At 68.8% G+C, this 17,422-nt stretch carries 14 protein-coding genes and 1 riboswitch; of the genes, 9 read left to right on the top strand and 5 right to left on the bottom strand.

What is annotated here, in order from left to right; genetic code table 11:
* Position 1: 1 nt before the first annotated feature.
* The 3 genes from ACFUEJ_RS14155 to ACFUEJ_RS14145 all read right to left on the bottom strand — a co-directional run bounded on the left by ACFUEJ_RS14155 (position 2) and on the right by ACFUEJ_RS14145 (position 1,320).
* Positions 2-376, bottom strand: coding sequence for an urease subunit beta (locus tag ACFUEJ_RS14155; protein ID WP_058253198.1), 375 nt, complete (start codon positions 374-376; stop codon positions 2-4).
* Between the two features lie 85 nt (positions 377-461).
* Positions 462-764, bottom strand: a complete 303-nt coding sequence (locus ACFUEJ_RS14150) for an urease subunit gamma (RefSeq protein ID WP_058253197.1) — start codon at positions 762-764, stop codon at positions 462-464.
* A gap of 133 nt (positions 765-897) precedes the next feature.
* Positions 898-1,320 (bottom strand): PaaI family thioesterase, encoded by a 423-nt coding sequence (locus ACFUEJ_RS14145; protein WP_058253196.1) that lies wholly within the window; start codon positions 1,318-1,320, stop codon positions 898-900.
* Positions 1,321-1,662: 342 nt separating this feature from the next.
* Here ACFUEJ_RS14145 and ACFUEJ_RS14140 point away from each other — a divergent pair, with 342 nt between their 5' ends.
* The 9 genes from ACFUEJ_RS14140 to ACFUEJ_RS14100 all read left to right on the top strand — a co-directional run bounded on the left by ACFUEJ_RS14140 (position 1,663) and on the right by ACFUEJ_RS14100 (position 13,173).
* Positions 1,663-2,061 (top strand): BlaI/MecI/CopY family transcriptional regulator, encoded by a 399-nt coding sequence (locus ACFUEJ_RS14140; RefSeq protein WP_058253195.1) that lies wholly within the window; start codon positions 1,663-1,665, stop codon positions 2,059-2,061.
* 44 nt (positions 2,062-2,105) lie between these two features.
* Entirely contained in the window at positions 2,106-3,059 is a 954-nt protein-coding gene (locus tag ACFUEJ_RS14135; protein WP_058253194.1) for a M56 family metallopeptidase, read from the top strand.
* A gap of 86 nt (positions 3,060-3,145) precedes the next feature.
* Positions 3,146-4,603, top strand: coding sequence for an NADP-dependent phosphogluconate dehydrogenase (gndA, locus tag ACFUEJ_RS14130; protein ID WP_068972437.1), 1,458 nt, complete (start codon positions 3,146-3,148; stop codon positions 4,601-4,603).
* A gap of 16 nt (positions 4,604-4,619) precedes the next feature.
* The gene (locus ACFUEJ_RS14125; protein WP_165630000.1) at positions 4,620-6,053 is read left to right on the top strand and encodes a GuaB1 family IMP dehydrogenase-related protein; all 1,434 of its coding nucleotides are present in this window, start codon (positions 4,620-4,622) and stop codon (positions 6,051-6,053) included.
* A gap of 1 nt (position 6,054) precedes the next feature.
* Complete coding sequence (locus tag ACFUEJ_RS14120; RefSeq protein WP_247449365.1) at positions 6,055-7,524, top strand: hemolysin family protein; 1,470 nt, start codon at positions 6,055-6,057, stop codon at positions 7,522-7,524.
* Complete coding sequence (locus ACFUEJ_RS14115) at positions 7,514-8,590, top strand: hemolysin family protein (protein ID WP_058253190.1); 1,077 nt, start codon at positions 7,514-7,516, stop codon at positions 8,588-8,590. Before ACFUEJ_RS14120 ends, ACFUEJ_RS14115 begins: the two co-directional genes overlap by 11 nt.
* A complete protein-coding gene (locus ACFUEJ_RS14110) occupies positions 8,587-9,531 on the top strand; it encodes a 3-methyladenine DNA glycosylase (protein WP_388030051.1) in 945 nt (314 codons plus the stop codon). The genes ACFUEJ_RS14115 and ACFUEJ_RS14110 overlap by 4 nt, the downstream gene beginning before the upstream one ends.
* A gap of 36 nt (positions 9,532-9,567) precedes the next feature.
* Complete coding sequence (locus ACFUEJ_RS14105; protein WP_165629998.1) at positions 9,568-11,799, top strand: malate synthase G; 2,232 nt, start codon at positions 9,568-9,570, stop codon at positions 11,797-11,799.
* A 138-nt stretch (positions 11,800-11,937) separates the two neighbouring features.
* Positions 11,938-13,173: a substrate-binding domain-containing protein gene (locus ACFUEJ_RS14100; protein WP_065629842.1), complete on the top strand. Its 1,236-nt coding sequence runs from the start codon at positions 11,938-11,940 to the stop codon at positions 13,171-13,173.
* A gap of 134 nt (positions 13,174-13,307) precedes the next feature.
* Here the strand turns inward: ACFUEJ_RS14100 and gcvP are convergent, their stop codons facing one another.
* Positions 13,308-16,259 (bottom strand): aminomethyl-transferring glycine dehydrogenase, encoded by a 2,952-nt coding sequence (gene gcvP, locus ACFUEJ_RS14095; RefSeq protein ID WP_388030047.1) that lies wholly within the window; start codon positions 16,257-16,259, stop codon positions 13,308-13,310.
* A 173-nt stretch (positions 16,260-16,432) separates the two neighbouring features.
* Positions 16,433-16,536: riboswitch (glycine riboswitch) on the bottom strand.
* A 29-nt stretch (positions 16,537-16,565) separates the two neighbouring features.
* Positions 16,566-17,210: a MerR family transcriptional regulator gene (locus ACFUEJ_RS14090; RefSeq protein WP_055475395.1), complete on the bottom strand. Its 645-nt coding sequence runs from the start codon at positions 17,208-17,210 to the stop codon at positions 16,566-16,568.
* Between the last annotated feature and the right edge of the window lie 212 nt (positions 17,211-17,422).

The following is a 17,422-nucleotide window of genomic DNA, read 5'->3' as shown; positions in this document are numbered from 1 at the left end:
GTCACTCACTCTCGTCGGTACGGACGGCGTCGACCGGTCCGCAGGCACCGGGGGGCTCCAAGGAGATCCCGTACACCTCGCGGGTTCCGCCGAGCGGGACCAGACCGACGGTCATCTCGATGCCGGGCTCGAAACGCACCGCGGTCCCGGCCGGGATATCGAGGCGGCGGCCGTGTGCGCGAGCGCGGTCGAAGACGAGTGCGGCGTTCGACTGCGGGAAGTGGACGTGACTGCCGACCTGCACCGGACGATCGCCGGAGTTGACGACCCGGAGTTCGACGGCGTCGGCACCCGCGTTGAGCTCGATGGTCCCGTCAGCGGCGATGACCTCACCCGGCACGAGTGTCGATCGCGGGCCGGGATGCGTACCCGACATTTCGGTCTCCTCTGGACTGCTGCTGTTCGATGGACGGGCGCGGGGCGCCACGATCCACCTCGGACGGTGCCCCGATCGCGGGGCGTCAGGCGATGGGGTCGTGCACGGTCACCAGCTTGGTGCCGTCGGGGAACGTCGCCTCCACCTGGACGTCGTGCAGCATCTCCGGCACCCCGTCCATGACGTCGTCGCGCCGGAGCACCTCGCGGCCGGATGTCATCAGCTCGGCCACCGACCGGCCGTCGCGGGCGCCCTCCAGGACGTGATCGGTGATCAGCGCGACCGACTCCGGGTGGTTGAGCTTGAGGCCGCGCCCCTGCCGCCGCCGGGCCAGCTCGGCCGCGTAGGAGATCAACAGCCGTTCTTGTTCATGCGGCGACAGTCGCACCGGGAGCGCTCCTCGAGAGTGTTCGGCCGGACGGTCTGTTCGGTGGGTCCGGCCGGGCAGTAGGAGTCATCCTGCCATGCCGACACGGGGTCGGCGCGCCGAGTGGCGATGGGGTGACGCGGGCCTCAACGGCCTATGTGACCTCGATGTTCTGCAGCCGCACCTGCGACTTGGCCAGCATCTTTCCGTCCTGGTCGACCATGTCGACAGCCCACAGCTGCTGGCGACGGCCCCGGTGGATCGGGGTCGACGTCGCGGTGACCGTGCCGGCGCGGACGGACCGGAGGAAGTCGGTGTTGTTGTTCACCCCGACGGCGGTGCCGCCGATCCCGGAATCCTGCAGCCAGAGGAAACCGCTCATGCTGGCGACACTCTCACCGACCGCGCAATAGACGCCGCCGTGCACGATGCCGAACGGCTGATGATGACGCTCGGTGATCTCCATCGTGGCCACGATCCGGTCCGGCCCGGCCTCGACGACCTCGAGTCCCAGGACCCCGTCGAGCCCTTTGCCGAATGAATCCCGGAGAACATCGTCCGCACTGTCAGCAGTCATGACGTCAACAGTCGCATGTCGGTCGGATCGTGGCGACAGCAGTCCGGGACTCGGCGGGGAACCGGGCTCGACCGCCGATCGTTTGCCCCCCGAGGATCCCAGAAGGCCCCGCATCCCTGGGAGATGCGGGGCCTTCCGTGCCGTGGACCGGGGGTCTCTGCAGCCCTCAGGACTCTCGCGCGGTCCGACGTGACACTTAATGTAGGCTAGCCTTACCAACCTGTCAAGCGTTCGGGAAAAGGCCACGTCAGGAGCGTGGTGACCGACATCGGCGTCGCTCAGCACACCGACACGCAACAACTGGGTATCCACCGGACCTACAAACGGAGGCACAGCAGTAAAATGCGAAAGATGAATGGCCTGGGCGACCTCGAACGCGCTGTGATGGACACGTTGTGGGAGAGTTCGACCCCGCAGACCGTGCGGCAGGTACACGCCGCACTGTCCCGGGACCGCTCCCTTGCGTACACGACCGTCATGACGGTCCTGCAGCGACTGGCGAAGAAGAACCTGGTGACGCAGATCCGCGACGACCGGGCCCACAAGTACGTCCCCACCCATCCCCGCGAGGACCTGGTCGCCAGCCTCATGGTCGACGCGCTCAGCGAGGCCGCCGCTCCCGGCTCCCGACATGCGGCCCTGGTGTCCTTCGTCGGTCGCGTGGGCGCCGACGAGGCGGCCGCCCTCCGTTCCGCACTCGATGAACTCGAAGCCGCCCGCGGAACGAGCGACACCGGCTAGATTCGCGGCACCACCACTCGCAGCCCACCCTGAGGAATCACCAGATGACCGCCTTGCTCTTCGGCATCGTCAGCCTGGTGCTCGCCGGACCCGTACCCGAGGCACTGTCCCGGGCCCGCTGGCCGATCCGAGCACCACGCGCGGCGATGACGCTGTGGCAGGCCATTGCCCTGGCCGCCGTGCTGTCGGCGTTCAGCTGTGGCCTGGCGATCGCGGCGAACATCCTCGTGATCGGTCCCGACGGCACCCCGACGACCCACCCGGTCCGTGAGATCGAACGCCTCGGCTGGCCGCTGTGGCTCCTCTGCGTCGGGGTCTTCGTGCTCACCCTGCTCGTCGGCGCGCGGCTGTTCTACACCGTGATCCGCGTCGGCCTGCGCACCCGCGCCCGGCGCAAGGCGCACCGTCAGCTCATCGACATCCTCGACCGTTGCGACCGGACCGACGACGCCGACGATCCGCTCTACGCCCGCGACGTCCGGATGATCGACGTCGAACAACCCCTCGCCTACTGCCTGCCCGGGCTGCGTCAGCGCGTCGTGGTCAGCGAAGGCGTGGTGCATCGGCTCACCCGTGACGAACTCGTCGCGGTGATCGCCCACGAACGCGCGCACCTCCGCGCCCGCCACGACCTCGTCCTCGAGGCCTTCATCGCGTTGCACGAGGCGTTCCCCCGCTTCGTCCGCAGCAGCTCGGCGCTCGGCGCCGCGGAACTGCTCGTCGAGGCACTGGCCGACGACCAGGCCGTCCGCGCGACCACCCCGACGACACTGGGTCGCGCACTGGTCGCGTGCGCCGACGCGGTGGCTCCCCGCGGGGCGATGGCGGTCGGCGGGCCGACCACCCTGACCCGCGTCCACCGGCTCCGCGACGACCGTCCCGCACGCGTTCTCGCGGCCGGCGCCTACATCGCCGCCGCCGCGATCCTGGTCCTGCCGACCCTCGCGGTCGCGATCCCGTGGCTGACCGAGCTCAACCGACTCATGTCGGCGTTCTGACGACTCCTGTCCCCCGGCGGTATCGGACCGCCGTCACACGTGGAGGCAGATCGCCGCTTCGGACACAGAGGCAATAGGCTGTCCGCATGAACAATGTCGACGCATCGTCCTCCTCCGCGAAGGCCCAGATCGGTGTCACCGGCCTGGCCGTCATGGGTTCGAACATCGCACGCAACTTCGCCCGTCACGGGTATACGGTCGCGCTGCACAACCGCAGCATCGCCAAGACCGACGCGCTGCTCGAAAACCACGGCGGCGACGGCAACTTCATCCGCACCGAGACGGTGGCCGAGTTCGTGGCCGCACTCGAGCGTCCGCGCCGGGTCCTCATCATGGTGAAGGCGGGCGACGCGACCGACGCGGTCATCGAGGAACTCGCCGACGCGATGGAGCCGGGCGACATCATCATCGACGGCGGCAACGCCCTCTACACCGACACCATCCGGCGCGAGGCCGCGATGTCGGCCCGCGGACTCAACTTCGTCGGCGCGGGCATCTCCGGCGGCGAAGAGGGCGCGCTCAACGGCCCGTCGATCATGCCGGGCGGACCCGCCGAGTCCTACGAGTCGCTCGGGCCCCTCCTCGAGTCGATCGCCGCCCAGGTCGACGGCGAGCCGTGCTGCACCCACATCGGGCCCGACGGCAGCGGCCACTTCGTCAAGATGGTGCACAACGGCATCGAGTACGCCGACATGCAGCTCATCGGCGAGGCCTACGACCTCATGCGCAAGGCCCTGGACATGCCGGTCTCGGAGATCGCCGACGTCTTCCGCGACTGGAACACCACCGAACTCGAGAGCTACCTGATCGAGATCACCGCGGAGGTCCTCAGCCAGGTCGACGACGAGACCGGCAAGCCGCTGGTCGACGTCATCGTCGACGCCGCGGGTCAGAAGGGCACCGGCCGCTGGACCGTGAAGTCCGCACTCGACCTGGGCATCCCGACGACCGGGATCGCCGAAGCCGTGTTCGCCCGCGCCCTGTCGAGCGCCACCGATCAGCGCGTCGCCGCGCGCGGCCTGTCGTCGGGCAACCTCGGCTCGGCCCCCGCCGACCGCGAGAGCTTCGTCAACGACATCAAGACGGCCCTATACGCCTCCAAGGTCGTCGCCTACGCCCAGGGCTTCGATCAGATCGCCGCCGGCAGCGCCGAGTACGGCTGGGATGTCGACCGCGGAGCACTGGCCACCATCTGGCGCGGCGGCTGCATCATCCGGGCACAGTTCCTCAACCGCATCCGTGAGGCCTACCACGACGACCCCGCCCTTCCGAGCCTGCTTCTCGCGCCGTACTTCCGCGAAGCCGTCGAGGTCGGCATCGACAGTTGGCGCCGGGTGGTTTCGACCGCGACGCTGCTCGGTATACCCGTGCCGGCCTTTTCGTCGTCGCTGTCGTACTACGACGGTCTGCGCGCCGAACGGCTGCCGGCCGCGCTGACCCAGGGTCTGCGCGACTTCTTCGGTGCGCACACCTACCAGCGCATCGACAAGGAGGGCACGTTCCACACACTGTGGAGCGGCGACCGCTCCGAAGTGACCGAATAGGAGCCTGCGAACCCCAGTGCGATTCATCGAAGGCCACCGGCCGACACATGATCTGACCTACGACGATCTGTTCATCGTCCCCGGCAGGTCGGATGTCAGTTCCCGATTCGACGTCGACCTGTCGACGTCGGACGGCAGCGGTACCACGATCCCGCTGGTCGTGGCGAACATGACGGCGGTGGCGGGCAAGCGCATGGCCGAGACGGTGGCCCGCCGCGGTGGGCTCGTGGTCCTCCCCCAGGACCTGCCCATCGAGGCGGCCGCCGCGTCCATCGCCTTCGTGAAGTCACGGCACCTGGTGGCCGACACACCCGTCACCCTCGACCCGGACGCGTCGGTCACCGATGCGGTCGCGTTGATCCCGAAGCGTTCCCACGGCGCGGCCGTCGTGGTCGAAGATGGCCGGCCGGTGGGTGTCGTGACCGAGAGACGGTGCCGCGACGTCGACCGGTTCGCCCGGGTCCGCGAGATCGCCGACCCCGACATCGTGACGCTGCCCGTCGACACCCCGCCCCGCGAGGTCTTCGACGCGCTGGGTGACCTGCACCTGGGCCTGGCCGTGCTCGTCGAACCCGACGGCCGGCTCGCCGGGGTGCTCAACCGCGTCGGTGCCCTGCGGCATGCGATCTACACGCCGAACCTCGACTCCGCCGGCGCCCTGCGGATCGCGGCGGCCGTCGGCATCAACGGCGACGTCGTGGGCAAGGCTCGCGCGTTGGTCGCCGCGGGAGCGGATCTACTGGTGATCGACACCGCGCACGGCCATCAGGAGAAGATGCTCACCGCGCTGTCCGCGGTCGCCGACGCCGACCTCGGCGTCCCGATCGCGGCCGGCAATGTCGTGTCGGCCGAGGGCACGCTCGACCTCATCGACGCCGGCGCGTCGATCATCAAGGTCGGTGTCGGGCCGGGCGCGATGTGCACCACCCGCATGATGACCGGCGTCGGGCGTCCCCAGTTCTCGGCGGTCGCCGAATGCGCCGCGGTCGCCGCGGGACACGGTGCAGCGGTCTGGGCCGACGGCGGTGTCCGACACCCGCGCGATGTCGCGCTCGCACTGGCGGCCGGGGCGTCGAACGTGATGGTCGGCTCGTGGTTCGCCGGGACCCACGAGTCACCGGGCGACCTGCTCGTGGACGAGCGGGGTCCGTACAAGGTGAGTTTCGGCATGGCCTCGAAGCGGGCGGTCGCGGCCCGGTCGAGCGGCGACAGCACCTACGACCGAGCACGCAAGAGCTTGTTCGAAGAGGGCATCTCGAGTTCACGGATCCGCCTGGACCCGGAGCGGCCCGGCGTCGAGGACGTCATCGACCACATCTGTGCGGGCGTCCGCAGCACGGCCACGTACACCGGCGCCCGCAACCTGCGCGAACTCCACGACAAGGTGGTGTTGGGCATCCAGTCGCCCGCCGGCTTCGACGAAGGACGGCCCCTGCCGGGCGGGTGGTGACGTGGAGATCCTGCTCCTGGTCGCGAGTCTCGTCGGATTCATCGCGCTGACGCTCGGGACGGCGCTGTTCGTGGCGGCCGAGTTCTCCCTCACCGCGTTGGAGCGGTCGACGATCACCGCCGACGTGGCCGATCGCGCGGACCGTCGTTCTCGGATGGTCCAACGCGCGCACTCCACCCTGTCGTTCCAGCTGTCGGGCGCGCAGCTGGGCATCACGATCACGACCCTCATCACCGGCTACATCGCCGAACCGGTCCTCGCCCGGATCCTCCAGCCGCCGCTGACCGCACTCGGCGTCGGCGAGTCGGTGGCCTCGGCGACCTCGCTCATCCTCGCGCTGGTGATCGCGACCTCCCTGTCGATGGTGCTCGGCGAGCTCATCCCGAAGAACCTCGCGATCGCCAAGCCGCTCGCGGTGGCGCGGGCCACCGCCGGCCCGATGACCGTGTTCTCCGCGGTCTTCCGCTGGGCGATCAACGGATTGAACGGCACGGCGAACTGGATCGTCCGCCGACTCGGCATCGAACCGACCGATGAGCTGGCCTCCGCGCGGTCGCCCCAGGAACTCGTCTCGCTCGTCCGTAACTCGGCACGTCGCGGTGCCCTCGACCAGCAGACGGCGACCCTCGTCGACCGCTCGCTGCGCTTCGGCGAACTGACCGCCGAGGACCTGATGACCCCCCGCGTGACCATCGATTGTCTCGACCGCGCCGACTCCGTCCGCGATCTCGTCATGGCGTCGTCGCGCACCGGGCATTCCCGTTTCCCGGTCGTCATCGACGGCGACCTCGACGACCTCGTCGGGGTCGTGCACATCAAACAGGCCTTCACCGTTCCGCCCGAGCGACAGGCCACCACCTCGGTCACCTCGATCGCCCGGCCGGTGCCACGTGTGCCGGCCAGCCTCGACGGTGACGCGCTGATGGAACGCATCCGCGCCGACGGGATGGAGCTGTGCGTCGTGATCGACGAATACGGCGGGACCGCCGGCATCGTCACCACCGAAGACCTCATCGAGGAGATCCTCGGCGACGTCACCGACGAACACGACGACGAACGCGCCGACGTCGCGGTCGACGGCAACGGTTACGTCTGTGCCGGACTGCTGCGCATCGACGAGCTGTACGACGCCGTCGGCTACCACGCCCCCGAAGGGCCCTACGACACGCTGGGTGGACTCGTCATGTACTGCCTGGGCCGCATTCCCACCGTCGACGACGAGGTGGACCTCCCACGACGCTCGGCCGTCGGCGAGACCGACGACGACACCGCCCAGTCGCCCGACCGCGGCTCGGACGTCACCTGGCGTGCGACCGTCACCCAGATGGACGGACGCCGGGTCGACGTGGTCGCGATCCGGCCGGCTCCCGCGGATCAGGTCCGGCCGGCTCACGCGGATCGAGACCTCTCCGCCGCTTCCGAACGAAACGGCGAACCGTCGAACATCCAGGGGGACCCGCATGGGCGGTGATCTGTGGGCGGTCGGGCTGACCGTCGTCCTCCTGGCCGGCAACGCGTTCTTCGTGGGTGCCGAGTTCTCCCTGATCTCGGCTCGACGCGACCGCCTCGAAGCCCTCGCCGAGAGCGGCAAGAGCCGCGCGAGGACCGTCATCCACGCCGGCGAACGGCTGTCGCTGATGCTGGCCGGTGCGCAGCTCGGCATCACGATCTGCTCGATCCTGCTCGGCCGGGTCGGCGAGCCCGCGGTCGCGCATCTCATCGAGGCGCCGCTGCACCTGGCGCACGTTCCCGATGCCCTTCTCCACCCGATCTCGTTCGCCATCGCGCTGTCGCTGGTCGTGGTGCTGCACATCCTGCTGGGTGAGATGGTGCCGAAGAACATCGCGCTGGCCGGCCCGGAGTCGTCCGCGATGCTCCTCGTGCCGGCACATCTGCTCTTCATCCGTCTGGTCCGGCCGTTGATCGCGTTCTACAACTGGCTGGCGAACATCTCCCTGCGGCTCCTCCGGGTGGAACCGAAGGACGAACTCGAGTCAACGGTGTCACTGGGCGAGCTGGCCGAGATGGTCGGCGAGTCCAAGCAGGAAGGCCTCATCGACGCCGAGGAGCACGAACGACTGACCCGCGCCCTGCAGTCCATCGGCCGCACGGTGTCGGAGGTGATGATCCCGCTGGACCAGATGCGCAGTGTCGGTGTGCAGGTGTCCGGTTCCGGCGGCATCGGACCGACCCTGGGTGCGGTGGAGAAAGCGGTCGGCGAGACGGGGTTCTCCCGGTTCCCCGTCCGCGGACCCGACGGCACCTTCACCGGCTATCTGCACCTCAAGGACGTACTCGACGAGATCCTCGACGAGCACGTCGGACCGGACACCATCATCGGCGTCGACAAGATCCGGCCGCTGCCGGTCATCGATTCGACGACGCCCCTCGACGAGGCCACGGGAGTGCTGCGACGGACCAGTTCGCATCTGGGCGCGGTGGTCGACGACAGCGGCCGCACCATCGGCATCGTCCCGCTCGCCGATCTGGTGGAGGAGTTCGTCGGCAACGTCCGCGACGAGACACACCGGGTGTGACCACGATGACCGCGCAGCTGGAACATCCGGATCACGGCCTGACGGCGCAGGTCCTGGACGCCGACGAGTGGCGGGCACGCCGCGACGCCCATCGGCAGGCGGTGGACGAGCTGATCGGCCCCTACCTCGACGCCCGGCGTCGCGGCGCCCGTCACCCGGTGATCGACTTCTTGTTCACCTACTACTCGTCACGTCCGGCGCACGTGCTGCGCTGGCATCCCGGGTTCGGTGTGACGATCGAGGACGGCGACGAGTTCCTCGGCCTGCGTGGCTACGAGCGGACCGCCGCCGGTGTGAGCGTCGGCGACCCCTATCTCCGGCACCGTGGCGAAGCGCTCGCCGCCGCCGTGGACATGCTCGGCGCCACCGCCCGACGACCCGCTCGGCTCGGTTGTTTCGGCCTGCACGAGTGGGCGATGGTCTACCGCACCCACGACACCCGGCACGACCTGCCGCTGCGATTGGGGTCCGCGGGCACCGACGCGGTCGTCGAGTCCATGCCGCTGCGGTGCACCCACTTCGACGCCTTCCGGTTCTTCACCGACCCGGCGCGTCCGCGCAACGACACCACGCTGAGCCGTGTGTCGCAGATCGCGCACGAACAGCCGGGTTGCCTGCACGCGACGATGGACCTCTACCGGTACTGCTTCACCCTCGCGCCGCTCGTGCCGTCGAACCTGACGCTCGACTGCTTCGCGCTGGCACTCCGAGCCCGCGACCTCGACATGCGCGCCAGTCCCTACGATCTCAGCGACCTCGGTTACGAGCCGGTCCGCATCGAGACAGCCGCCGGCAGGGCCGACTACGTGCGCGAGCAGTCGGCGATCGCCGAACGGGGAATGACCCTGCGGGCGCGGTTGCTCACCATCTGTACGGAACTCGCGGACCTCGCGACCGTACCCGGCGGGAGGCGCCTGCCGTCCGCCTTTACCGACGAGTAGCATGTATGCGTCGTCATTCGCTCGAGAAAGGCTGCCATGTCTGACCGGATCACCGTCAACGGGTTGCAGGTCGCTACCGTCCTGCACGACTTCATCAACAACGAGGCGTTGCCCGGTACCGGTGTAGATGCGGACGCCTTCTGGGCCGGTGCGGCCTCGGTCATCGCCGATCTCGTCCCGCGCAACCGCGAACTGCTCGCCGTCCGCGACGACCTGCAGACCAAGCTCGACGCCTGGCACCGAGATCACAAGGGTGCCGATCTCACCCCCGGCACCGCCGATTTCGACTCCTACAAGTCGTTCCTGACCGAGATCGGCTACCTCGCGGAGGTCCCCGCCGACTTCCAGGTCAGCACGTCGAACGTCGACCGCGAGATCGCCGACACCGCGGGTCCGCAGCTCGTGGTCCCGATCCTGAACGCGCGCTTCGCGCTGAACGCCTCGAACGCCCGATGGGGTTCGCTGTACGACGCGCTCTACGGCACCGACGCGATCTCCGAGGCCGACGGCGCGGAGAAGGGTTCGTCGTACAACAAGGTGCGCGGTGACAAGGTCATCGCCTACGCCAAGGACTTCCTCGACCAGGCGGTGCCGCTCGAACAGTGCAGCTACACCGATGTGCGGGCGTTCGCCGTCACCGACGGCGCGCTGCAGGTGAGGCTCGACGGCGACAAGACCTCCACCCTGGCTGACCCGACCGCGTTCGTCGGCTACCGCGGCGACGCGGCTTCGCCGACCTCGATCCTGCTGCGCAACAACGGTCTTCACCTCGACATCGAGATCGATCCGTCCTCGCCCATCGGTTCCACCGACCCGGCCGGCATCAAGGACGTCGTCGTCGAATCCGCGATCACCACGATCATGGACTTCGAGGACTCGGTCGCTGCGGTCGACGCCGAGGACAAGGTCGTCGGGTACCGGAACTGGCTGGGCCTCAACAAGGGCGACCTGTCCGAAGATGTCACCAAGGGCGGCAAGACCTTCACGCGCGTGCTCAACGGCAACCGCGAGTACACCGCGCCGGACGGAACCACCTTCGACCTGCACGGGCGTTCGCTGCTGTTCGTCCGCAACGTGGGCCACCTGATGACCAACGACGCGATTCTCGACGCCGACGGCAACGAGGTCCCCGAGGGCATCCTCGACGGTCTGATCACCTCGCTGATCGGCATTCACGGTTTGAGCGGCGCCGGGAGCGAAGCGAGCGGGCCGAATGGATCGCAAGCAGAGGGTCTACAGAACTCGCGGACCGGATCGGTCTACATCGTGAAGCCGAAGATGCACGGCCCCGACGAGGTCGCCTTCACTGTCGAACTGTTCGGCCGTGTGGAGAAGGTCCTCGGCCTGCCCGAGAACACGCTCAAGGTCGGGATCATGGACGAGGAGCGCCGCACGACGGTGAACCTGAAGGCCTGCATCAAGGCAGCCGAGCAGCGCGTGGTGTTCATCAACACCGGCTTCCTCGACCGCACCGGCGACGAGATCCACACGTCCATGGAGGCCGGGCCGATGGTCCGCAAGGCCGAGATGAAGCAGCAGACCTGGATCGGCGCGTACGAGAACTTCAATGTCGACACCGGCCTGCACGCGGGCCTGCAGCACAAGGCGCAGATCGGCAAGGGCATGTGGGCCATGCCCGACCTGATGGCCGACATGCTCGAGCAGAAGATCGGGCACCCGAAGGCCGGCGCCACGACCGCGTGGGTCCCCTCGCCGACGGCTGCGACACTGCACGCGCTGCACTACCACCTCGTCGACGTCTTCGAGCGCCAGGACGAGATCGCCAAGCGCGATCCCGCCCAGGTCGAGGACGTCCTCACCATCCCGCTCGCGCCGAAGACGGACTGGTCCGACGAGGAGAAGCAGCAGGAACTCGACAACAACTGCCAGTCCATCCTGGGTTACGTGGTGCGATGGATCGACCAGGGTGTCGGCTGCTCCAAGGTCCCCGACATCCACGACGTCGCTCTCATGGAAGACCGTGCGACGCTTCGGATCTCGAGCCAGCTGCTGGCGAACTGGCTGCGCCACGGCATCGTGGCGGAGTCCGATGTCGTCGCATCCCTTGAGCGGATGGCCCCGGTCGTCGACCGGCAGAACGCCGGTGACCCGACCTACCGTCCGCTGGCGCCGGACTTCGACTCCAACATCGCCTTCCAGGCGGCCAAGGAGTTGATCCTCGAGGGCACGACGCAGCCGAGCGGCTACACCGAGCCGATCCTGCACCGCCGCCGCCGCGAGTACAAGGCGGCCAACCCGGCCGGCTGAGCACCGGGTTCCACGTAGGCGATACGACCGTGCCGAACCGCCGAGGATCGGCACGGCGTATCGTCGTACCCTGCACTGCGCACCGGCTCGCCACGGCCGACCGGGCGAGGGACGCACTGAGCAGGGAGGGCATCGGCGTTGGCACATCACCGGAGTAGCGGCGGGGAGAGCATCCGAAGCCGCGGCGTGAGCCGAGGTGTCGTCGCCGCACTCTTGTCAATCCTGCTCGTCGCGGCCGTCGTCGTCACCTGGCAGGACCTCGGCGATCAGATCGATCGCCAGGCCGAGGAGGCAGCCGCGCAGTGCGTCGAGGGTCGTGAGTCGGTGCCGATCGTCGCCGATCCCGACATCGCGCCGGGGCTGGCCGCCGTCGCCCGCAACTTCGGCGAGACGAACCCCGTCGTACGCGACAAGTGCGTCACCGTCGACGTTCGGCCGGGCGACGCGAAGATCACCCTCGACGGTCTGTCGGGGTCGTGGGACACCGAGTCCATGGGCGCGTACCCGGCCGCCTGGGTGCCGCAGTCGTCGGTGTGGTCGGCAGATCTGGCGGCGGCGAAACCCGATGCGATCGAGGGCAACACCCGATCACTGGTCTCGACGCCGGTCGTGCTGGCGGTGTCCCCCGAGCTCAACAGCTCCCTGGCCGGCCGTCTCGACTGGTCCCAGATCCCCACCCTGCAACGCCGCGACAACTCCCTCGCCGACTTCGGACTCGAAGGTTGGGGATCGTTGCGCATGGCGATGCCGATCGGCGCACAGTCCGACGCCAGCGCGCTGGCCGCCCAGGCGGTCGCGACGCGCGTCACCCGGACCACCGGACCGCTGGCCACCGCCGACGCCGAGTCGCCGCGGGTCAGTTCCAGTGTCCGCGCCATGCTGGAGGGCGCGCCGCTTTCCCCGGACGGGACACCCCAGGGCGCGGCAACAGCCATCGCCGACGCACCGGACGCGGCCCGAGCGGAGATCCACGTCGTGCCCATCACCGAACAACGCCTGTTCCAGATGACCCGCGACGACGACCGCGCACGCCTGGCCGAGCTGATCCCGTCGGGTCCGACGCCGATCGCCGACTACCCCGTCATCCGGATGTCGGGTCCCGAGGTCACCGAATCGGCAGCCGATGCCGTCGCCGAGTTCATCCAGTTCGCCTCGGAGCCCGAGCAGTTGCAGTTGCTCACCGAGCTCGGTTTCCGCGGCGACGCCCCGATGCCCTCCCCGACCCCGACCGTGACGTTCCCGCGCACGCCGAATCCGATGCCGACGCCCGAGAACGGCGCGATCGTCGCCATCAATCGGCTCGTCTACGGGCCGGCCAGCGTTCCGGCGAGCTCCACGCCGCCCTCGGTGCCGTCGGGAAGCGCGGGGGGTTAGAGCTCGCGAGGACGGGTCGCTTCGACACGGCTCGTCGCTACGCTCCTCACCTGCTCAACGAGCGGTAGAGAGGTTCGTCGCTGCGCTCCTCACCTGCTCAACGAACAGGTGAGGAGCTTAAGACGATGAAGAAGTCAGCTGCTGTAGGCCTCGATCGGCGGGCAGCTGCACACCAGGTTGCGGTCGCCGTACACCCCGTCGATCCGCCGGACGGCCGGCCACACCGTCGCCCGGCCGCCGGCGGACGGCAGTCCCTGCGGGTAGACGGCGACTTCCCGCGAGTACGGGTGGTCCCACTCGCCGACGAGCGACTCGGCCGTGTGCGGGGCGCCGCGGAGCGGATTGTCCTCGGCGGGCCACTCCCCTCGTCCGACGAGTTCGATCTCGCCGCGGATGGCGATCATCGCATCGCAGAACGCGTCGATCTCGTCGAGGTTCTCGCTCTCGGTGGGCTCGACCATCAGCGTGCCGGCCACCGGGAAACTCATGGTCGGTGCGTGAAAACCGTAGTCGGCGAGTCGTTTTGCCACGTCGTCGACGGTGACGCCGGTGGCCTTGGTGATGGCCCGGAGGTCGAGGATGCACTCGTGGGCGACGAAGCCGTCCTCGCCGGTGTAGAGCACCGGATAGTGCTCACCGAGCCGCTTGGCGACATAGTTGGCGGCGGTGATCGCCGTGAGCGTCGCCCGCCGGAGACCGTCCGCGCCCATCATCGCGATGTAGGCATAGGTGATCGGCAGGATCGCCGCCGAGCCATACGGGGCCGCGGCGATCGTGGCCGACCCGGGCAGCTCGTCGGCGAGCGGGTGTCCGGGGAGGAACGGGGCCAGATGCTCCCGGACCGCGACGGGTCCGACGCCGGGCCCGCCGCCGCCGTGCGGGATGCAGAACGTCTTGTGCAGGTTGAGATGGCTGACGTCACCGCCGAAATGACCCGGCCGTGCGACACCGACGAGCGCGTTGAGGTTGGCGCCGTCCACGTAGACCTGGCCGCCGGCGTCGTGCACGGCGCCGCAGACGTCGCGGACGTCGTGCTCGAAGACGCCGTGCGTCGACGGGTACGTGATCATGATCGCCGCGACCCGGCCTTCGTTCGCCGCGATCTTGGCGCGCAGATCGTCGAGGTCGACGTCGCCGTTCTCGCGGCACCCGACCACCACGACGCGCATCCCGGCCATCACCGCCGACGCGGCATTCGTGCCGTGGGCGCTCGACGGGATGAGGCAGACATCCCGGTCGACGTCACCGCGGCTGAGGTGGTATCCGCGGATCGCGAGCAGTCCCGCGAACTCCCCCTGTGAACCCGCGTTGGGCTGGAGGCTGACGCGGTCGTAACCGGTGACCGCCACGAGCCAGCCCTCGAGCGTGGTGATCAGCTCGCGGATGCCCGCGGTGTCGTCGACCGGGGCGAAGGGGTGCAGCTGGGCGAAGCCGGGCCACGTGATGGGTTCCATCTCGGTGGTGGCGTTGAGTTTCATCGTGCACGACCCGAGCGGGATCATGCTGCGGTCGAGCGCGATGTCCTTGTCCGACAGGGCCCGCAGGTAGCGCAGCATCGCGGTCTCGGTGCGGTACCGGTTGAACGCCGGATGGGTCAGGTACTCGCTGGTGCGATTCTCGATCGGCTGCGCGAGTGCCCGCGGGGTGACGCCGGCGACGTCGAAGGCCCGCAGGACGGCATCGATGTCGGCGTCGGTCGTCGTCTCGTCACAGGCGATGCCGATGGTGTCGGCGTCGACGCGTCGCAGGTTGATCCCGTCGTGGCGGGCGCGGGCGAGGATCGTGTCGGCCTGACCGGGTGCGTGCACCTCGACGGTGTCGAAGAAGTTCGCGTGCGCCACCGAGAACCCGCCCGCGGCGATCGAGTCGGCGATCCGGGCCGCTGCGTCGTGGGTGCGTCGTGCGATGGCTCGCAGGCCGTCCGCCCCGTGGTACGAGGCGTACATGGCGGCCATCACCGCCAGCAGCACTTGCGCGGTGCAGATGTTGCTCGTGGCCTTCTCCCGGCGGATGTGCTGTTCGCGGGTCTGCAGCGCGAGCCGGTAGGCCAGGTTGCCGTCGGCATCCTTGGAGATACCGACGAGCCGCCCGGGAAGCTGTCGGGCGTGCATCGACCCGACGGCGAGGTAACCCGCGTGCGGTCCGCCGAAGCCCATCGGCACACCGAAGCGTTGCGTCGTGCCGAAGCAGACGTCGGCTCCCTGCTCGCCGGGCGGCGTGACCAGTGTCATCGCCAGGAGATCGGCACCGGCCGCGACGAGAGCGCCGCGCTCGTGCGCGGCGTCGACGATCGCGGTGGCGTCGACGATGCGACCCGATGCGCCGGGCACCTGAAGGATCACGCCGAAGAAGTCGCCGTCCGGCAGTCCGCATCCGGGCAGATCGGGGTGCAACGAGGCCTCGACGACCTCGATGCCCAGGGGCTCGGCGCGCGTGTCGAGGACGGCACGCGTCTGCGGGAACAGGTCCGCGTCGACGATCACGCGGTTCGACTTCGACTTGCCCGCGCGACGCATCAGCGTCATCGCCTCGGCGGCCGCGGTGGCCTCGTCGAGCATGGAGGCATTGGCCACCTCCATGCCGGTGAGGTCGGCGACCATGGTCTGGAAGTTCAGCAGCGCCTCGAGACGTCCCTGGCTGATCTCGGGCTGATATGGCGTGTACGCGGTGTACCAGGCGGGGTTCTCCAGCACGTTGCGCAGGATGACGCCGGGCGTGTGGGTTCCGTAGTAGCCGAGCCCGATCATCGACCGGGCCACGGTGTTACGGGCTGCGAGGTCACCGAGTTGTGCGAGGACCGCACTCTCGCTCAGCGGTGCGGGCAGCGCCCCCAGGACGTCGGAATCGAGTTCGTCGGCGATGACTGCGGGTATGACACGGTGCGCCAGATCATCGAGGGAAGCCGCGCCGATCGCCTCGAGCATCCGGCGGGTCTCGTCGGCGTCCGGACCGACATGACGGTCGACGAAGGCGGCCGACAGATGGGGAGCGGCCGGAGTGGGATCCGGGCCGGAACCTTCTGGGCCGGATCCTTCTGGGCTGGATCCTTCTGGGGCGTCGGACGGGGTCGCTTCAGTGGTGGACACGGTGGCGGGCAACCTCTCGCAGGCGCCGGTACACGGACCGGCTGCTGACCCTCCCCCTCTGTCATGTCTTCGGCCACAGCCGATGTGACGCCTGAGAGATTCGGCGCCGCGCAACTCTGCGCGATCGCCTTTCACCGTGGGCGGACGACGGATCGTCACTTTCCAGAGACGTCGTCACCACCGCGGTCCTGGGTGCCTGAGAGTTTGACGGAGAGGTGTTGCTCCTTCGGCGGCCGCCGGCGATGAGTATCCGACGGCGCTCTCCCGCAGCGTAGCGACGCGGGGCCAGTCTACGCGGAGTCTCGACTACCCGGTGCGACGGGCGCGGTTCTTGCGCCGCGCGGCCAGTTCGTCCTCGGGTGCGGTCTCACTGACACCGCCGTCGGCCCGCTCGCCGGGGAAGTCGGCGATGGTGCCGGTGAGTTCGCGCATCGCGCCGCTGACGGCGATGCCGAACACGCCCTGCCCGCCTTGCAGGAGGTCGACGACCTCCTCGGCCGAGGTGCACTCGTACACGGTCGTACCGTCCGAGAACAGGGTGATCTTCGCGAGGTCCTCGACACCGCGCTGACGGAGGTGGTCGACGGCGACGCGGATGTTCTGCAGGGAGATCCCGGTGTCGAGCAGACGCTTGACGATCTTGAGGACGAGGATGTCCTTGAACGAGTACAGGCGCTGGCTTCCGGAACCCGCCGCTCCGCGGATCGACGGGACGACCAGCGATGTGCGGGCCCAGTAGTCGAGCTGGCGGTAGGTGATCCCGGCGATCTGGCACGCACTCGGCACGCGGTAACCGACGAGTTCGTCGGGCACGGTGTCGTCCGGGAACAGACCTGGGGCGATCTCGCCGAGGCTGCCCTGGGTCGGGACGGCGTCTGGACGCTCGCCCACCGGACGATCGGGTGACTGGTCGCTCGACGTCGTTTCGCTGTCGACCGGACGATCGCCCACTTCTGACTCCCTCGCAAAGCTCGGATCGGACGCCGCACCACGGTGCCTGACGTCCACGTCCACAGTACGCGGTCCAGGCTGTTTCCGGTCGGCCGATCATCTTCATCGGCCCGTGTCCGGTGCTCGATGTCGCTGATGACGCTATGCGGCGGAGGACGGTGGATCAACGCGACTCGCCACGACACTCAACCTCAACTTGAGATCAAGACAAA

This window comes from Gordonia sp. NPDC057258, from assembly GCF_042668985.1.
GTDB classification, from domain to species: Bacteria; Actinomycetota; Actinomycetes; order Mycobacteriales; family Mycobacteriaceae; genus Gordonia; species Gordonia hongkongensis.
The sequence above is the reverse complement of the archived record's forward strand: the minus strand, read 5'-3'. Positions and strand labels throughout refer to the sequence as shown.

What these genes read in the sequence shown, in the direction of transcription:
- ACFUEJ_RS14135 (WP_058253194.1), top strand. Translation starts at nt 2,106, where the DNA reads ATGACCGCCTTGCTCTTCGGCATCGTCAGCCTGGTGCTCGCCGGACCC.
- ACFUEJ_RS14140 (WP_058253195.1), top strand. Translation starts at nt 1,663, where the DNA reads ATGCGAAAGATGAATGGCCTGGGCGACCTCGAACGCGCTGTGATGGAC.
- gndA (WP_068972437.1), top strand. Translation starts at nt 3,146, where the DNA reads ATGAACAATGTCGACGCATCGTCCTCCTCCGCGAAGGCCCAGATCGGT.
- ACFUEJ_RS14155 (WP_058253198.1), bottom strand. Translation starts at nt 376, where the DNA reads ATGTCGGGTACGCATCCCGGCCCGCGATCGACACTCGTGCCGGGTGAG.
- ACFUEJ_RS14115 (WP_058253190.1), top strand. Translation starts at nt 7,514, where the DNA reads ATGGGCGGTGATCTGTGGGCGGTCGGGCTGACCGTCGTCCTCCTGGCC.
- ACFUEJ_RS14105 (WP_165629998.1), top strand. Translation starts at nt 9,568, where the DNA reads ATGTCTGACCGGATCACCGTCAACGGGTTGCAGGTCGCTACCGTCCTG.
- ACFUEJ_RS14145 (WP_058253196.1), bottom strand. Translation starts at nt 1,320, where the DNA reads ATGACTGCTGACAGTGCGGACGATGTTCTCCGGGATTCATTCGGCAAA.